At 69.5% G+C, this 14,395-nt stretch carries 16 protein-coding genes; 4 read left to right on the top strand and 12 right to left on the bottom strand.

Annotated features, from left to right (window positions below; genetic code table 11):
- Window positions 1-8: 8 nt before the first annotated feature.
- The 12 genes from O7624_RS30360 to O7624_RS30305 all read right to left on the bottom strand — a co-directional run bounded on the left by O7624_RS30360 (window position 9) and on the right by O7624_RS30305 (window position 9,407).
- Window positions 9-461, bottom strand: a complete 453-nt coding sequence (locus tag O7624_RS30360; RefSeq protein WP_093405712.1) for an NUDIX domain-containing protein — start codon at window positions 459-461, stop codon at window positions 9-11.
- Entirely contained in the window at window positions 454-1,134 is a 681-nt protein-coding gene (locus O7624_RS30355) for an AAA family ATPase (protein WP_170863461.1), read from the bottom strand. Before O7624_RS30355 ends, O7624_RS30360 begins: the two co-directional genes overlap by 8 nt.
- Window positions 1,131-2,066 carry a hypothetical protein gene (locus tag O7624_RS30350; RefSeq protein ID WP_282238332.1) on the bottom strand — a complete coding sequence of 312 codons (936 nt, stop codon included), beginning with the start codon at window positions 2,064-2,066 and terminating at the stop codon, window positions 1,131-1,133. Before O7624_RS30350 ends, O7624_RS30355 begins: the two co-directional genes overlap by 4 nt.
- Complete coding sequence (locus O7624_RS30345; RefSeq protein ID WP_282238331.1) at window positions 2,063-2,965, bottom strand: protein kinase; 903 nt, start codon at window positions 2,963-2,965, stop codon at window positions 2,063-2,065. Before O7624_RS30345 ends, O7624_RS30350 begins: the two co-directional genes overlap by 4 nt.
- Window positions 2,962-3,621, bottom strand: coding sequence for a TylF/MycF/NovP-related O-methyltransferase (locus O7624_RS30340; RefSeq protein ID WP_093405719.1), 660 nt, complete (start codon window positions 3,619-3,621; stop codon window positions 2,962-2,964). Before O7624_RS30340 ends, O7624_RS30345 begins: the two co-directional genes overlap by 4 nt.
- A gap of 11 nt (window positions 3,622-3,632) precedes the next feature.
- Window positions 3,633-4,322: a hypothetical protein gene (locus O7624_RS30335; protein WP_093405722.1), complete on the bottom strand. Its 690-nt coding sequence runs from the start codon at window positions 4,320-4,322 to the stop codon at window positions 3,633-3,635.
- Window positions 4,316-5,167 (bottom strand): class I SAM-dependent methyltransferase, encoded by an 852-nt coding sequence (locus O7624_RS30330; RefSeq protein ID WP_282238330.1) that lies wholly within the window; start codon window positions 5,165-5,167, stop codon window positions 4,316-4,318. The genes O7624_RS30335 and O7624_RS30330 overlap by 7 nt, the downstream gene beginning before the upstream one ends.
- Window positions 5,167-5,880: a TfuA-like protein gene (locus tag O7624_RS30325; protein WP_170863463.1), complete on the bottom strand. Its 714-nt coding sequence runs from the start codon at window positions 5,878-5,880 to the stop codon at window positions 5,167-5,169. The genes O7624_RS30330 and O7624_RS30325 overlap by 1 nt, the downstream gene beginning before the upstream one ends.
- Window positions 5,873-7,018: a YcaO-like family protein gene (locus tag O7624_RS30320; RefSeq protein ID WP_282238329.1), complete on the bottom strand. Its 1,146-nt coding sequence runs from the start codon at window positions 7,016-7,018 to the stop codon at window positions 5,873-5,875. The genes O7624_RS30325 and O7624_RS30320 overlap by 8 nt, the downstream gene beginning before the upstream one ends.
- Window positions 7,019-7,099: 81 nt before the next feature.
- Window positions 7,100-7,258 carry a hypothetical protein gene (locus O7624_RS30315; protein ID WP_170863464.1) on the bottom strand — a complete coding sequence of 53 codons (159 nt, stop codon included), beginning with the start codon at window positions 7,256-7,258 and terminating at the stop codon, window positions 7,100-7,102.
- 66 nt (window positions 7,259-7,324) lie between these two features.
- Window positions 7,325-8,233 (bottom strand): HEXXH motif-containing putative peptide modification protein, encoded by a 909-nt coding sequence (locus tag O7624_RS30310; protein ID WP_282238328.1) that lies wholly within the window; start codon window positions 8,231-8,233, stop codon window positions 7,325-7,327.
- On the bottom strand, window positions 8,223-9,407 hold the full coding sequence (locus O7624_RS30305; protein WP_282238327.1) for a radical SAM protein: 1,185 nt from the start codon (window positions 9,405-9,407) through the stop codon (window positions 8,223-8,225). Before O7624_RS30305 ends, O7624_RS30310 begins: the two co-directional genes overlap by 11 nt.
- 501 nt (window positions 9,408-9,908) lie before the next feature.
- Here O7624_RS30305 and O7624_RS30300 point away from each other — a divergent pair.
- From O7624_RS30300 to O7624_RS30285, 4 genes are all read left to right on the top strand, one after another.
- Window positions 9,909-10,790, top strand: coding sequence for a ParB N-terminal domain-containing protein (locus tag O7624_RS30300; protein ID WP_282238326.1), 882 nt, complete (start codon window positions 9,909-9,911; stop codon window positions 10,788-10,790).
- Window positions 10,791-10,854: 64 nt separating this feature from the next.
- Window positions 10,855-12,360, top strand: coding sequence for an AMP-binding protein (locus O7624_RS30295; RefSeq protein WP_282238325.1), 1,506 nt, complete (start codon window positions 10,855-10,857; stop codon window positions 12,358-12,360).
- A gap of 75 nt (window positions 12,361-12,435) precedes the next feature.
- On the top strand, window positions 12,436-14,124 hold the full coding sequence (locus O7624_RS30290) for a condensation domain-containing protein (protein ID WP_282238324.1): 1,689 nt from the start codon (window positions 12,436-12,438) through the stop codon (window positions 14,122-14,124).
- 3 nt (window positions 14,125-14,127) lie between these two features.
- A complete protein-coding gene (locus O7624_RS30285; RefSeq protein ID WP_093405745.1) occupies window positions 14,128-14,394 on the top strand; it encodes an acyl carrier protein in 267 nt (88 codons plus the stop codon).
- Window position 14,395: the final 1 nt, after the last annotated feature.

The raw sequence follows: 14,395 nt of genomic DNA, 5'->3' as shown, positions 1-14,395 counted from the left end.
TGGCCGCGCTACGCATTCTCGGGCAGGAGTTGGAGCAGCGCCGCAACGAACTCGTCCTGTCGGTCGGGCAGCAGGTCCAACGCCTTCGCCACCGGGATGAAGAAGCACTCGAACACCATGCCGTCATCGGTGCCGCTGCTGCCGGCGACCTGGTGGGACCAGCGGTCCCGACGCTCCGTCGTGCTCGCGTGGTAGAAGACGGTGACCCGCGGCTGACCGGTGTGCGGATGCGGTCGTTGCTGCACGCCGAGACTCTTCCGCACCGTGACGGCGGTGACGCCGGTCTCCTCGGCCACCTCGCGCAGCACCGCATCCTCAAGTGGTTCACCGGCCTCGATGCCCCCGGCGGGCACCTGCGTGCCCGCCTCGGGCTGGTCTCGGTGGTCGAACACCAGCAGCTCCGGCCCGGTGAGCGTGTCACGCACGACATAGACGGCGACGCGGACTCGGACCTCAGACATCTGTGGGCACCTCTCGGTCGTGGGACAACTGCGGAAACTGTGACAGCAGCGAGGCGACCAGGCGCTGCGTCGCGCTGTCGGACAACTCCTCGTGGTTGCGGAAACGCAGCACGCGCGTCGGTACGAGGTTCGCCTGGATGGCGCGGTCGTAGGCGTCGTACAGCTGGACCAGGGTGTCCGGGCGCTCGTACGGCCGCAGCTCCTTGTTGCGGGTGCCGATGCGCGTCCAGGCCAGCGCGGGTGGGGTGTCCACGAAGACGATGACGTCGGGCGTCGGCATCCGCAGCGCCGTCATGGCGGCGCTGATGCGTTCCATCGGTACGCCGTGCAGGACGTGGTGGTAGACGATGTCGCTGAGCACGTACCGGTCGGTGAGGACCGGACCGACGGCGAGGGCGGGCTTGATGTTGAACTCGAAGTGCAGCCGCTTGTCGCGCAGGTACGCCTCCACGACGGCGTCGGCGTTCCCGTTGCTGCGGGCCATCCGGTTGCCCACGATGAGCCGAGCGGCGTCGGTGTCGAGCCAGCTGTGCTGGCCGAACTCCGTCACCGTCGACGCGACCTGCCGGAGGGCCTGCGCGAGGCTGATCCGTAGCGTCGACTTCCCGCTGCCGTCGGTGCCCTCCAACGCGATGAACGGAAATCGCCGGTCCTGCCGGCCCGCCGGGATCACGGCTGACGCTCCTGCGGTGCACGCCCGGCCGGGTGCCGGGTCAGGTAGTCGAGCCGGGAGGTGAACAGATGCACCGACCGCTCGGTCCCCGGCCACCAGCAGCACAGCAGCTCGGCGAAGAGGGACGCCTCCTTCAACCCCAGGGCCACGGTTCGGGCGGCGCTGGTCCGCGGCGAACGGACCGTCTCCACCAGCGCGGCCAGCGCGGGTAGCCGCGCGGCCAGGTCCTGCCCCCGCTCGTCGGCGCTGGTGAGCAGTTGGGCCACACAGCCGGCGACGAAGACATCGTCGACGCCGACGTCGCCGAGACTGCGACGAAGGCACTCGTACACGGAGGGCTCGACCGCCGCCCAGATCCGGGCAGGTGCGGCGATCATCTCGTACAGCAGGCGCTCCAGCGCGGAGGCCTCCGACGTGAACGCTCGGTCCGGTGCCAGCAGCAGCCCGGCGCCCAGGCCCGGCGGGCGCGGCAGCGAAGCGGCGGGAAACAGCCCGCCCGTGCCCAGCTCCACCAGCGCACCCAGGTCACCGTCGACCAGGATCTCCACCGCCTCCCGGACGTATCGCAGGTCCGCGGGGCCGGACGAGCCGACCACGAACTGGTGGCGGCGGATGCCCACTGCGACCTCGTGGGTTCGCAAACTCGCGGCGAACTCCGGCCAGCCACCGTCCGGCACCCCGGTGGCGGCGGCCACGCAGACGGTAGCCACGTTCGCCGGCGTGTACGTGGCGAGTTGTCCGGCTCCGGTCGGGGTCAATACGTAGTCGTCCACCAGTTTGGCCAGGACGCGCAGGTGTTCGGCGTACACCAGCGGCTCGAAGATCATCGTGTGTTGGCTGATCAACCGGCCGAGGAACATGTGCCGCATCAGGTCGTCGGGGTGGGCAGGGGCGGTCGTCTGCGGTCGGGGGGCAAGCGTCCGGGTCGTCACGAGAGCACCTCCAATGCGGCGGTGGCGTTGGGTGGCCGGCGTTCCGGCTCCCATCGCACGCACCGTTCGACCAGCTCGATCAGGCGCGGGTCGTGTCCGGTCACCACGCTGGGCAGCGGCGGTGCGCCGTAGCGGGGCATGGTGCCGGTCAGCAGCTCGTACATGACCATGCCGAAACAGTAGATATCGCTGGTGATGTCCGCCTCGTGGTAGCCCACGTCGTACTCCGGTGGCCACGAGATCAGCGCCGACTTCGGCGATCGGGGCTCGGTGGCGGTGCGGGCGCGGGCGCAGCCGAGGTCGGCGATGACCGGTCCGCCGTCGGCCATCAGGACGTTCTCGGCGTTGATGTCCCGGTGGACGTAGCCGATGTCGTGCAGGACGGTCATCCCGGTCAACAGCCGGCGCGCGAAGGCGATGGCGGTCTCGGCGGCCGGTGCCCCGTGCGTGCCGAGCCAGTGGCGGACCGAGCCGAGCGGCAGGTGCTCCATCACGTAGTACGGCACCGGGGCACCGAGGTCCATCTCGACCAGGTCGGGGAAGTACGGCGAGCCGCTCAGGCGGGAGAGGAGGTCGGCCTCCTGGCCGAACTGGTCCCTCGCCTGCTGGTGTGCCCGCTCCGGCAACTGGCGGTACCAGTAGTAGCCGTGCAGCTCGGCCCGTAGGTGCGGCGGCGCGGCGGCGATGACGCTGTGGTAGCCGAACAGCCCCTTGGCGACGAACTTCACGCCGGGCCGGTCGGCCCGCTCGACCAGCAGGAGGGTGCTCCATCCGGTGAACGAGACGACCGAACTGCACGTGTAGGGCGTGCTCGTCTCAAGCACCTGGCGGAACACGCGCGTCGGCGAGATGCCGGCCAGGGAATCGAGGTTCACCGCCGCGGTGGTGTCGACCGTCATCGGGGTCCGCCGTCCGACGTGGGCTTGTAGACGTAACCGAGGGTCAGGTCCGAGGTGCCCGGAACGACCTCCACCACATGGTCGGTGCCGGCGAAGAACTCATCACAGGCCTTCTTCACCCCGGGCAGCCCGTCCCAGGCCCGCTCGTTGCGACTCAGGTCGCAGTAGTCGTCGATGACGAGCAGTCCGCCCGGCTCCAGGCGGGGCCACACCTGTTCCAGGCTCAGCTGGATGGAGCGGTAGTGGTCCCCGTCGAGGTAACCGAAACATATCCGCTGGGGCAGTTCGGCGAGCGTTTCGTCGAACCAGCCGGCGACGACGCGCGGCATCGGCAGGTCCCTGCTGCGGAAGTTCTGCTCCACTTGCTCCGCCGAGGCCAGGCATTCGCCCTCCGGCAGGTGGGTGTCCAACTCCCCCGGTGGCGGCATCCCGGCGAAGCTGTCGAACAGCACGAGTTCGCGTTCCGGGGCGAGCGCCCGCATGGTCGTCGCGAGCCAGACGCTGGTGTAGCCGGCGTTGCAACCGACCTCCACGACGTCGCCCGCGACGTTCGCCCGGAGCACCGAGGACAGGCCCCAGTGCAGCGTGACGAGACGTTCGACATCGGACATGTTGGCATTGAGCTCAGCTAGCTCGTAGGCAAGACGTGCGTCCATTGCACTCTCCGTCAGTTGGTGAAGAAGCCGATGACTTTCTTGATCCGTCCGTGGGTGACCGGCTCCGTGCTGTGGCTGAGCTGGCTGCCGAACATGACCAGGCCCCCGGCGGCCATCCGGGTGCGCCAGCGGGTCCGGGGCAGCGCCTTGTACCACTGCGTGGTGTGGTCCGCGCCCTCGCGGACTCTGCGCAGCCCGTCCGTGGGCTCCTCCCACAGGTCTGGGCTGCCGCAGGTCTCGACCACGAAATCGCCGCCGGAGAAGCCGTCGTTGAGGGTGATGCTCACCCCGGCGACCTTCACGTGATCCGGGTCGGTCTCGTCGAACGGCATATCGATGTGCGGTGTGATGTACTGGCCCACGCCGTACTCGAGATAGATCCACGAGGTCAGGCGACGGCCGCTGGGAAACAGGCTGCGCAGGTGCGGCAGGGCCCGCCGCGCCGCCTCGTCCAGTACCGTCGTCGCCCCCACCGGCAGCGGAAAGAGCTCCAACCGCCCGGCCGGTTCGTAGAGCTCCATCACGTCGCGGGTACTCATCCCGTCGACGGCGTGCACCGACACGGCGCGCTCGCCCTCGAAGGCGGCGCGGCCGTCGGCGGTGATCTGCCGGTCCACCGCATCGCAGATCGCCTGGCACTCCATCGGGGTCAGGAACTGCTCGATACTGTGCACCAGGAGGGATTCCGAGGTCGTCAACATGATTCCGTGCCTTTCCCCTTCTTGGCCAATACCAGTTGGATCGAGCCGGCCGCCGAAGGTGGCCGCATGTCACTGCCGGCGTGGACGTGCGCGGCGGCGGTCAGGGCAAGCCCGGCGCACGCGGCGGCTCGCTCGATCTCGTCCTGGTCGTACAGCCACAGCCAGGAGTAGAACTCCCGCCTCGGGCCGTCGTCCCGGGTGATCCGGAAACGTTGCAGGTAGAGGCGACCTTCCGCCGCGAACCGCGCCTGATACTCGACGACGTGCTCGGCCCGCAGGAAGATGCCGGTGCCGGCGGGATAGTGGGTGGACTCACGGTCGACCGGGTGCATCCCCGAGCCGGTGCGGGTCCGCACGTCTACGAACACCCGCCCGCCGGGCCGCAGGGCCGCGGCGATCCGGCCGAGTGCCGGGCCGAGCGTCGACGGGTCGAACTGGTTGACCAGCTCATAGGTGAGCAGACAGAGGTCGTGCGCCGGCACCACGGAGCCCGTGTCGAAGGAACCGACCTGGAAGTGGCACCGTCGATCCGGGCATCGGCGGCGCGCCGCGACGATCGCCGCCGGGTTGACATCGACGCCGAGGTAACTGCGGCACCCGGTGCCGTTCGCGATCTCGCGGGCGTAGGTGCCCGGGCCGCACCAGGGGTGGTAGATCCGCTCGTCGCCGGTGAGGGTGAGCCAGTCGAGCTCCCGGCGCGCCGCCGCAGCGCTGCGGCCGGCGACCTCGCTGTCGTCGCGGCACTGCACGTCGGCGAGGCAGGATCCGATCACCGGATCGCGGTACGGGATACCGTTCGCGCAGATGTGGGCCCAGTCCACTGTGGTGTCCGGCATGGTGACCATCAGGCCGGTCCGGGTGGCTGCGACGGGTTCGGGATGACCGCGCCGCAGGGCAGCATGCGGACCACGGGTGGCGGTGCGCCGGTGAGCAGGCACTCCAGGTCGATCCGCTTCAACAGCGCCGGACCCTGCAACTTGCCGCGTAGTGCCGCTGCCACGTGCGGACGGTCCGGAGTTCGCCGCTGCTGCGCCTGCAGGATCCTGGGCAGGCTGCGGTCGCCGAACCACAGGTCGCCGATCTCGGCGATGACTCCCGCCACCTCGTCGCCGTCCACCAGCCCGGCGAGCAGCAGCTGCCCGAGCGCCGCACGCACCTCCACCAGCGGAACCGTCACCGGCCGGTACGGCGGCTCGGCCGCGTGCAGGAGCATCACCTCGTCGTCGTGGAGTCCGTGGCGTTCGATGAGTTCCACCACCGCGCCGTAGCCGCGCATGCCGTGGGTACGCAGCTCGACGGCGCGCAGCGCGCCCATGGAGCCCAGCCCGATCACGTCACGTCCGTCGCGCAGCGCGGCGCATATCTCCCGGTGGTCGACGGCGAACTCGTGGTAGAACCCACCGTCCACGATGATCACCCGTCCGGACGGGTGGTCGCGTAGCGCCGGTGCCAGCATTCCCCGGGTCAGCGGCGGAAGCACCGAATATCGCGCGGAGACGCCGAGCAGGTTCGACTGGTAGCCGGTCGGCCCGACGAAGATCAGATCCCGGTCAGCCATGGGACCACGCCGCAAGCCGTGGCCCCACCCGGGGCGAGAGCCCGGCGACATACGACTCGCAGCCGACGATGACGGTGCGTACCACCCAGGCCCCGTCGGTGCTCCCGTCCCGCAGGACGAAGCGGATCACCGGACCGATGCCGCGTTCGGCCAGCCAGTCGGCCAGCCCGACGGCGTCTGCGGGTACCGGTTGGCTGAACTGCTGCCGGACGTCGGACAGCGCGCTGCGCTCACCGACCGTGGCCTGCTCCGTCGCGACGTCGACCAGGCTCGGCAGATCCTCACGACCGCCGTGCATGAAGGCAGCGCGGCTCTGCAGCGCCTCCAGCAGGGCACGTTCGATCGCCAGGTCGAGGTCGAGCGCGCAGGCATGCCCGCCGTTGACGAACCGCCGGTCCGTCTCGTCGCGGTCCCAGAGCACGACGTGTGCGACCGGCAGGCCCAGGTCCTGCTTGACGGCCAGCAGGCGGATCGCCACGTTCGCGCGACGGATCCGCGCGGTCAGGCTCGTGAGCCGGTCGGGCAGCGAGTGCTCGTCGATGGCCCATTCCTGACCGGCGGCGGCCGGAAACGACAGGGCGTCGCGCTCCAGCACCTCGAGCATGGCGTGCATCGTGGCCTGCTCCAGCGTCAGGCCACAGCCCAGTCCGAAGGAGTTCGCGCCGAAGTACGCCCGGGCGGCAGCGTCCGGCGGTGGCGGCAGCAGAACCAGTTCGCTCGGCAGCAGGACGGGCGTCGCGCTGCGCAGGTCCGTCCCCTGCGCCGCGGTCACCTCCTCGTCCAACGGGATCCGGACGCCCAGGCGGGGACAGAGCCGCAGGAGCGCGGCGGCGCCGCCGAGCTGGGCGGCGATCGCCCGGTACGTGGTCCGTACGAGCGGCACCTGACAGCGAGTGTGCTCGGCGGCCGCGAGTTCCATCGCCTCCAGCCGCGCCCCGATCTCGGCTGCCGCCTCCGTCGTCCCCTTGCCCCCCGTGACGACAAGGGATCCGACGAGTGCTCCCGGGCGCACGGCCATGGCGACGGGCACCCCCACCCGGTCGAGCCGGGTGATGCTGCTGCTGCGGGTCACTCCCACATCGGCTGACCAGGTACGGGCCATCGCCAGCACGGCGTCCTCGGTGGGACTCGACGGCATGATCACTTGCTACTCTTCCGAGGCTGTCGACCGGGAGCGGCCAGTGGCCACCGAGGCTCGGGAGCCACTGGCCGCACCGGATCAGTTGTCGGTCTTGTCGGCTTGGATCGCCTTCTCGACGCGATCCCAGTCGCTCGCGAAGACCGCTGCCGTGTGCGCGGTGGCGCGGGTGTCGCGAGGGTCGAAGTTGGCGGACTGGATCGCGTCCACGAACTCTTCGAACTCCTGGTCTGACTTCATGCTGCTCCTTCCTGTGGCTCGTGGTTTACCTGGACCGGCCGGCGTCCGGCGCTGGGGAGCACGCCCTCAGGCGACGAAGCTCCACAGCAGTGACGCCACCCGCTCATCGCGGACCTCGGTCAGGGCGTCTCGTACTGATCCGCGCGCGAGGTCCCACTGTTCCGAGCCAATCTCGGCTCGGATCCGGGCGTACGCGGACGGCCGTTCGTCGGCTGCCGCGTGGTACTCGAAGTACTTCTGGAGGACCCCGAAGGCGAAGCCGGCGTGCAGCAAGCCGTACGCCGGGCGGTATGCCTGTTTCCACGGCGAGAACCAGCGCGCCTCGGGATCCAGCTCGACCCCGCAGGCCGCGAAGATCTCGTTCAGCAACGTGTGTGCCGACTCGTGCAGGATCAGTTCACCAAGGCGGACTGGGTCCTGCACGACGTCGATGAAGATCGTGCCGGGCAGTGCCTTCAGGGCGTAGCTCTGGGTGGTGTCGCGGTCGGCGCGTAGCTGCATGGTGACCACGACGCCGGTCACCGACGTGATGAAGTGGTCGAAGCCGGCGAGTTTGATCGCCTCCCCGGCAGCCGACCACGGCGCCGACGGCACCGCCTGCCGGTCCGACTCCAGGTCGAGGAAGAGCGGCGACTCGTAGCGGTCGTCGTCGGACCGCGCACAACTGTCGGCCGCCACGATCCGCACGTCATGGCCCGGCAGCAGCGGCACGCCGCTCGCGGCATCCACAGCTGCCCAACGCTGGACCAGGTCACGTGCGTCGTCGAGGCGCCGCTCGCGCACGGCCGCCGTGATGGCGTACGTGAAGTGGTGCATCAGGGCGTACTGCCGGGCATCGAGGGCCGGTGGCACGACGAACCGCCCGTCGAGGCGGGCCGCGGCGGTGCGTACCTGTGCCACGCGATGCTCGCGTAGCGTCGCCAACTCGTGGGCGAGTCCCGGCCAGACTTCTGGCAGTGCGAGGTCAGTGCTCACTGGCTACTCGCTCTCTGGCGATATCCGCCGCGATGTGGTCAATGATCTCGATCCGATGGGTGCAGTAGTCCTCGTAGAAGGCGCTGTTGCGGTAGCGCATGCGCGTGGCGAGGCAACCGCCGCCGCAGGTACTCCGATAGCCACAGCCCACGCATTTGTCGAGCAGTTCGTCGAGGCCGTCGCGCAGCGTCGGGTTGGTGACGAGGGAGGTGGCCACGTCGAGGGACGGCAGGTCGTGAATGGTGCCGAGCAGCCCGTCGGGTACGCCCAACTCGTCACAGCTGCCGAGGCGGCCGTCCGGATAGAGGGTCAGCACGAAAGCGCATTTCTGTTCGGCGAAGTGACAGAAACGGGTGTCGCGGCCGGCGAGTACGCGTATCACGCTGGTGAAAGGCTCCAGCAGGAACCGCCGGAACAGACCGGAACCGCGCCAGTGGTCGTACGCCCGGACCAGGAACGCGGAGAATTCGAGTGGCGTGATCGCCCAACCGGCATGCTCCTCCCCCTTGGGCAGCAGGGGGAGCATCGTCTCGCGGTTACCGACCGGAATGCGTTTCGGCATGACGTTGAAGTCGAAGCAGGGAGAGAATTTCAGCGCCTTCACCGCGTCGAACCCGGCAACGAAGTCGAGCGTCTCCTCCGGGCGCCGGGACACGTCCTTCGTCACGGTCGATATCAGGCCCACGGCGAGACCACGCGCGGCGGCCATTTCCAATGCCACATGGACGCGCTCGGAGGTGCTCCGGTCGCGATAGTCGACCCGGTTGCGGTTGGCCTCTGGATCACCGTCGAGGGACACGCCGATGTCTATCTCGGGCCATTCCTCGGCAAACAGATCGAACCACTCGGGCGTCAGCATCGTCGCGTTCGTCTGGACGCTCAGGGAGATGTTCCCCGGGTAGCCCCGCAGAAGCCGCAGGAGGTCGGAGGTCGCCTCCATCCCGTACAGCAGCGGCTCGCCGCCGTGCAACTCCAGGCTCAGTGGCCGGCCGCCGGCCATGTCGAGCAGGCGCGCGAGGGCGTCGAGGGGAAGCTTGTCGTAGCCGGCGTAGGGCTTGCGCTTCTCGTAGCAGTAGTAGCAGTTGATGTTGCAGGCGTCGCCGACGAGCTTCAGGATCACCGACAACGGCTCAGCCGGTCCGGGTATTCGCAGGTTCGCCTGCTCTGTCGTCATCGCTGCTACCACCATGACCTATCTAGGAGATCGCCCTTATCCGCGGTCGACAGTTCTGATTTTCGGGCCATCAGATATCCCGCCCACCTCGTACGGGAAGACGGACCACACAGCCTTGTCGCCGCCTCTTTTTCTGGCCCGATAACACGCTGGAGGCTTCGGGATTCGGACCCTACCCGGCACTACCGTGATCCACAAGCCCCGATCAACGAGCGACTTGAACGCACACACCGCCACCCCGTCGACCCCACCACTTCGCAGGTCTCGCATGTACACGTCATGTGCGCTGAATATGCACGCCCGGTCGTACCATGTGCGCCGCGGATGCACCTTCGACAAAGTGCAATGCGGGGGAGAACAGGTACCGGGGTGTAAATGAAGAGGCAACCGGATAGCGGCCAGGTCGCCGAGCTCGACAACACGTCGAGTGAGGCATCGAATACAGTTTCGCAAGTCGAAATGGTCGATGTCAGTTCACTTCGGGGGGGCTTCTCACCGAGGTTGGACGGGATCAGCGCGAGCCACACCAGGCTGCTCGGGGAGTTGACCGACGTGGTGCCGCCGATCGTTGTCCAGCGGTCCTCGCTGCGGGTGGTGGACGGCATGCATCGACTGCGGGCGGCACGTGCGCGCGGCGACAGGCGAGTGCCGGTGGTCTACTTCGACGGCTCCGACGCGGACGCCTTCGTCGCGGCGGTGCAGTTGAACATCGCGCACGGCCTGCCGCTGAGCACTCGGGATCGACTGACCGCGGCCGAACGGATCCTCGCCTCGCACTCCCAGTGGTCCGACCGCCGGATCGCGTCCGTGTGCGGGGTCGCCCCGAAGACCGTGGCCGCGCTGCGGCGACGTTCAACCGACAACAGTCACCAGCTGAACGTCCGGATCGGCCGGGACGGCCGCCGGCATCCGGTGTCGGCGGAGGCGGGCCGGCGGTTGGCCGAGCAGATCGTGCGTCGTGAGCCGGGTGTCAGCCTGCGCGAGATAGCGCGCCGGGCGGGCATCTCCGTGGGCACGGCGTTCGACGTCCGGCGTAAGGCGCTCGGCGAGGCTTCCGCCCCGGCGGTCGAGGTGACCGCCGCCGAGACGGCACCCGAGTCGCCGGCATCCGCACCCACATCCACCGATCGGCTGCCGGCGACAGCCGCGGACCTCAAAGCCGTCATCCGGCCGAGGTTGGAGCGGCTCGTCCAGGACCCCTCGCTGCGGTACACCGACCACGGCAAGGCCCTGCTCCGGCTGCTCACGGCAACGCTCACGTTCATCGCGCAGTCCGCGGATGCCGCCGGGACCGTTCCCGCGCACTGCCACGAACCGCTGCGCGCGGTCGCCCAGGCCTGTGCCGGTGGGTGGCACCAGTTCAGCGAGATGCTTGCCGAATAGCTGCCCCGGTCCCCCACGCCACGAGCGTCGTGTCTCGTCGCACCCTGCTCCGATACCAGGTGACATGCGGATCAACTCCCTGCTGGACACCGCCGCGCGACGGCATCCACACCGCGTCGCGGTCGGCGACCGGCTCCACCGGTGGAGCTACCAACAGCTCCGGCGACGCAGCATCAACCTCGCGAGCCTGTTCCGGGCAGCGGGCCTGCGGCCGGGTGACCGGATCGCCGTGCGAACCGGCGGCGCCGGCTTCGCGGCGATCCTGTTCGCCGCCGCGTACGCGGACCTGACGCTGGCGCCGCTGTCGACCGGGATGCGCCCGTTCCAGCTTCGCGCGGTCCTCGCGGACATTGCCCCGGGCCTGGTGATCGGGGTCGACCCGGCGAGTGTCGACGTCCCCGCCCCGACCTGGTCGGCGGAGCGGTTCGGGCAGATCCTGACCACCCTCGACCAGCCCGTCGCCGATCCGCGTCCAGGCGTCGCCGACGATGCGCCGGCGGCGCCGGCACTCCTGATGTACACCTCGGGTAGCAGTTCGCAGCCCAAGGGTGTGGTCTGCCCGCACGAACGGATCCTCTTCGCGACCGAGGCGATCGGGCAGGTCCTGGCATATCGGCCGGACGACGTGGTGCTCTCCTGCGTGCCGCCGTCGTTCGACTACGGGCTCTACCAGATCCTGCTCAGCACGGCTGCGGGCGCGCGGTTGGAGATCCTCGGGGCGGGAGAGGGCATCGCTCTGCTGGACCGGATAGCCAGTTCCCAGGCCACCGTCGTACCCGTGGTGCCCGAGATCGCCACCGCGCTGCTCCGGCTGGCGGCCCGAAAGCCGCCGCCGGTAACGCAGCCGGTCCGGCTGTTCACGAGCACCGGCGCCCGGATGTCGGCGCAGCTCGCCGACGGCCTGCGCGCCGCGTTCCCCGGCGCCGCGTTGACGCACATGTACGGGCTGACCGAGTGCAAACGGGCCACCATCCTGGAGCCGGACGGCGACCTGGTGCGCCCCGGCTCGGTCGGACGCGCGATTCCCGGCACCGTGGTACGGGTCGTCGACCGTCGCGGGCGTCCGCTGCCTCCGGGCAGCGTCGGTGACGTCGTCGTCGAGGGTGGCAACGTCATGTCCGGCTACTGGCGCGACCGGCGGCTGAGCGCCGCCGCCTTCCAGCTGACCGCGGGGGTACGGCGACTGCGCACCGGCGACCGCGGCCACCTCGATGCGGACGGCTACCTGTATCTGCACGGCCGGCGCGACGATGTCTTCACGCATCGCGGGGTGCGGTCGAGTACCGCCGAGATCGAGGCGGCGGCGATGGACGTCGCCGGTGTCGGCGGCGCCGTCACCCTTCCGCCGGACGAGCGGGGCCCGTTCACCGTCGTGGTGGTCACCGGCCGGCCAGCCAGCGACGTGCTGAGAGAGTTGGCCGGCCGGCTCGAACCGGCGAAGGTGCCGGTCCACTGCGTGACGCTCGACGCGTTGCCGCTCACCCCACACGGCAAAGTCGACCGTCGACGGATCCGCGCGATCGTGGACTCACTCCGATCGCCGACCCCCGTTCAAGTGCGGACACCTTGACGATATCGGGGTGATTGTTAGTCTGCCGATCTTCAGCCAGCCCCCGTCGATGACCATTGTTGGGATGAGAACCGGATGTCGTCTCGACAAGCCCGCCCCACTGCGGCCGATACCGAAACCGACACGGTCCATTCAGAAACCCGCGCGCTCTATCCATTGCTGCCGGGTCAGCTCACGCTTCACCGCACACTCCAGGAAATGCCGGAGGTCATGACATCCCTCTGGATGTCCTATCGGGTCGACGGTCCGCTGGACGTTTCCGCATTCGTCGATGCGGTGCGGTCGACGGTGGCCAGGCACGCGGGGCTGCGGATCGGCGTCACGACGCAGGACGGCGCCCCGGTCCAGTGGGTTCGCCCGATGCCGGACCAGCACCCGATCGTCACGCTGACCCAGGTCACCGCGAACGACACCGAACAGTTCACCCGGTACGTACGCGCCGTGCTGGCGACCGATCTCAGGCACACCTTCGATCTGGCGGTCGAGTACCCGTTCATCATCCGACTCCTGCGTTTCTCACCGACGCTGCACGCGGCGATCGGGGTGTTCTCCGCCCTCGCCGTCGACGCCACCGCCCGGATGACCGTCGTGCGCGAGATTTGGGACACGTACTTCGGTCGCCCGCCCGGCACCGAGCCGAAGGACGCCGACTATCTCGCCGCGGTGACCTCCCGGGCAGTTGCCGCCACCACCGGACGCTCGCGGGCGGTGTCCGCGTACTGGCGACGGCGCGCACCCTGGCTCCCGCCTCGCTGCCAGTTCCTTCCCGGCATCGGTGGACCGGCCACGCCCACCGCCCGGACCGAACTGCTGCCCGTCGTCGGCCCCGAATGGGAGGCGCTGCGCCACCGCTGGCAGGAGTCCGGCTTCACCACGGCCCAGTGGCTGCTCGCCGTGTTCGCCGCCACCGTCTTCCTGGTCACGCCGCAGGACCGGATCGCCGTCTCGATGCGGCTGAACGGCAGGCGTCACGCCGAGCGCGGCGTCGTCGGCATGTTCGACGTCACCGTGCCGGTCGTGCTCGACCGACCGGCACGGCCCGCCGACCTGCTGGTACAGGTCAGACGGGAGCAACTGGCGGCGACCTCGCGTCGGGACGTGTCGCCGCAGGTCCTGGACGAGATGTGGGCGGCAACGGCACGGCGGCTGGGGCATCCCGTCCACCGCACGCTGCTGATGACATACCTTGAGGACACCGCCGGCCTCGACCCGTCAGGTCGTGCCCCGGTCACCATCGAACGCGGCGCGTACACCCCCGGTTTCCAGCGGATCGCCGACGGCCTGCGGATCGCCGTCAACGAGCGTCCCGACGGGCTGCGGATCCGGCTGACCGTCGACGGCGGCACCATGTCGCAGGAGAGCTTCACCAGGTTCGTCACCGCCTTCCGGGCGCGACTGGACGGAGATGACTCCGGCCGGGTCGCCGCGGCCCCGGCCGGCGCACCGGCTCTCGCGCCACTGCGGGCACCCGACGGCGCGGTGCTGCTGGTCGTCGACCTGGCCGAGGTCACCGCGGCTCTCGAAAGGCAGCCCGAGGTCACCAGCGCCACGGCCGCCGTGGAGATCGCGGACGACGGTGGATCGCGGGTCGCCGCCGAGGTCAGGGCCGGCGGCGTCCCGGTCACGGCGGACGATCTCGCCGACCGGGTCCGCGCCACGCTCGCGCACCGGCCATACCTGGCGGTGCCCGGACGGATCTCGGTCGGACACGACTCCGCCTCCGGCGACCGGCCCGAGGCGCTACTCAGGGATGGAGTTGGTTGACCGGTGGAGAACGTCCACTCGGACACGACGATCGACGAGAAGGTCCTCGACGTGGTGGCCACCCGGGTCCTCACCGTGCCACCGACCGATGCCGCGGCACGCTATACCGCCGCCATGCGCCTGGCCGACCTGGGGATCGACAGCCTCGTGATGGCGGAACTCATCATCGAGTTCGAGCAGGAACTGGGCATCCTGCTCGACGTCGTGGCCGTCGACCGCATGGATACGCTCGGTGACCTCTGCCAGGCCCTACGACCGGCGGCGGGCTGAT

The sequence above is a fragment of the Verrucosispora sp. WMMD1129 genome (genome assembly GCF_029581255.1).
Classification (GTDB): domain Bacteria; phylum Actinomycetota; class Actinomycetes; order Mycobacteriales; family Micromonosporaceae; genus Micromonospora; species Micromonospora sediminimaris.
The sequence above is the reverse complement of the archived record's forward strand: the minus strand, read 5'-3'. Positions and strand labels throughout refer to the sequence as shown.

What these genes read in the sequence shown, in the direction of transcription:
- O7624_RS30360 (WP_093405712.1), bottom strand. Translation starts at nt 461, where the DNA reads ATGTCTGAGGTCCGAGTCCGCGTCGCCGTCTATGTCGTGCGTGACACG.
- O7624_RS30345 (WP_282238331.1), bottom strand. Translation starts at nt 2,965, where the DNA reads ATGACGGTCGACACCACCGCGGCGGTGAACCTCGATTCCCTGGCCGGC.
- O7624_RS30340 (WP_093405719.1), bottom strand. Translation starts at nt 3,621, where the DNA reads ATGGACGCACGTCTTGCCTACGAGCTAGCTGAGCTCAATGCCAACATG.
- O7624_RS30335 (WP_093405722.1), bottom strand. Translation starts at nt 4,322, where the DNA reads ATGTTGACGACCTCGGAATCCCTCCTGGTGCACAGTATCGAGCAGTTC.
- O7624_RS30330 (WP_282238330.1), bottom strand. Translation starts at nt 5,167, where the DNA reads ATGGTCACCATGCCGGACACCACAGTGGACTGGGCCCACATCTGCGCG.
- O7624_RS30325 (WP_170863463.1), bottom strand. Translation starts at nt 5,880, where the DNA reads ATGGCTGACCGGGATCTGATCTTCGTCGGGCCGACCGGCTACCAGTCG.
- O7624_RS30320 (WP_282238329.1), bottom strand. Translation starts at nt 7,018, where the DNA reads ATGCCGTCGAGTCCCACCGAGGACGCCGTGCTGGCGATGGCCCGTACC.
- O7624_RS30315 (WP_170863464.1), bottom strand. Translation starts at nt 7,258, where the DNA reads ATGAAGTCAGACCAGGAGTTCGAAGAGTTCGTGGACGCGATCCAGTCC.
- O7624_RS30305 (WP_282238327.1), bottom strand. Translation starts at nt 9,407, where the DNA reads ATGACGACAGAGCAGGCGAACCTGCGAATACCCGGACCGGCTGAGCCG.
- O7624_RS30295 (WP_282238325.1), top strand. Translation starts at nt 10,855, where the DNA reads ATGCGGATCAACTCCCTGCTGGACACCGCCGCGCGACGGCATCCACAC.
- O7624_RS30290 (WP_282238324.1), top strand. Translation starts at nt 12,436, where the DNA reads ATGTCGTCTCGACAAGCCCGCCCCACTGCGGCCGATACCGAAACCGAC.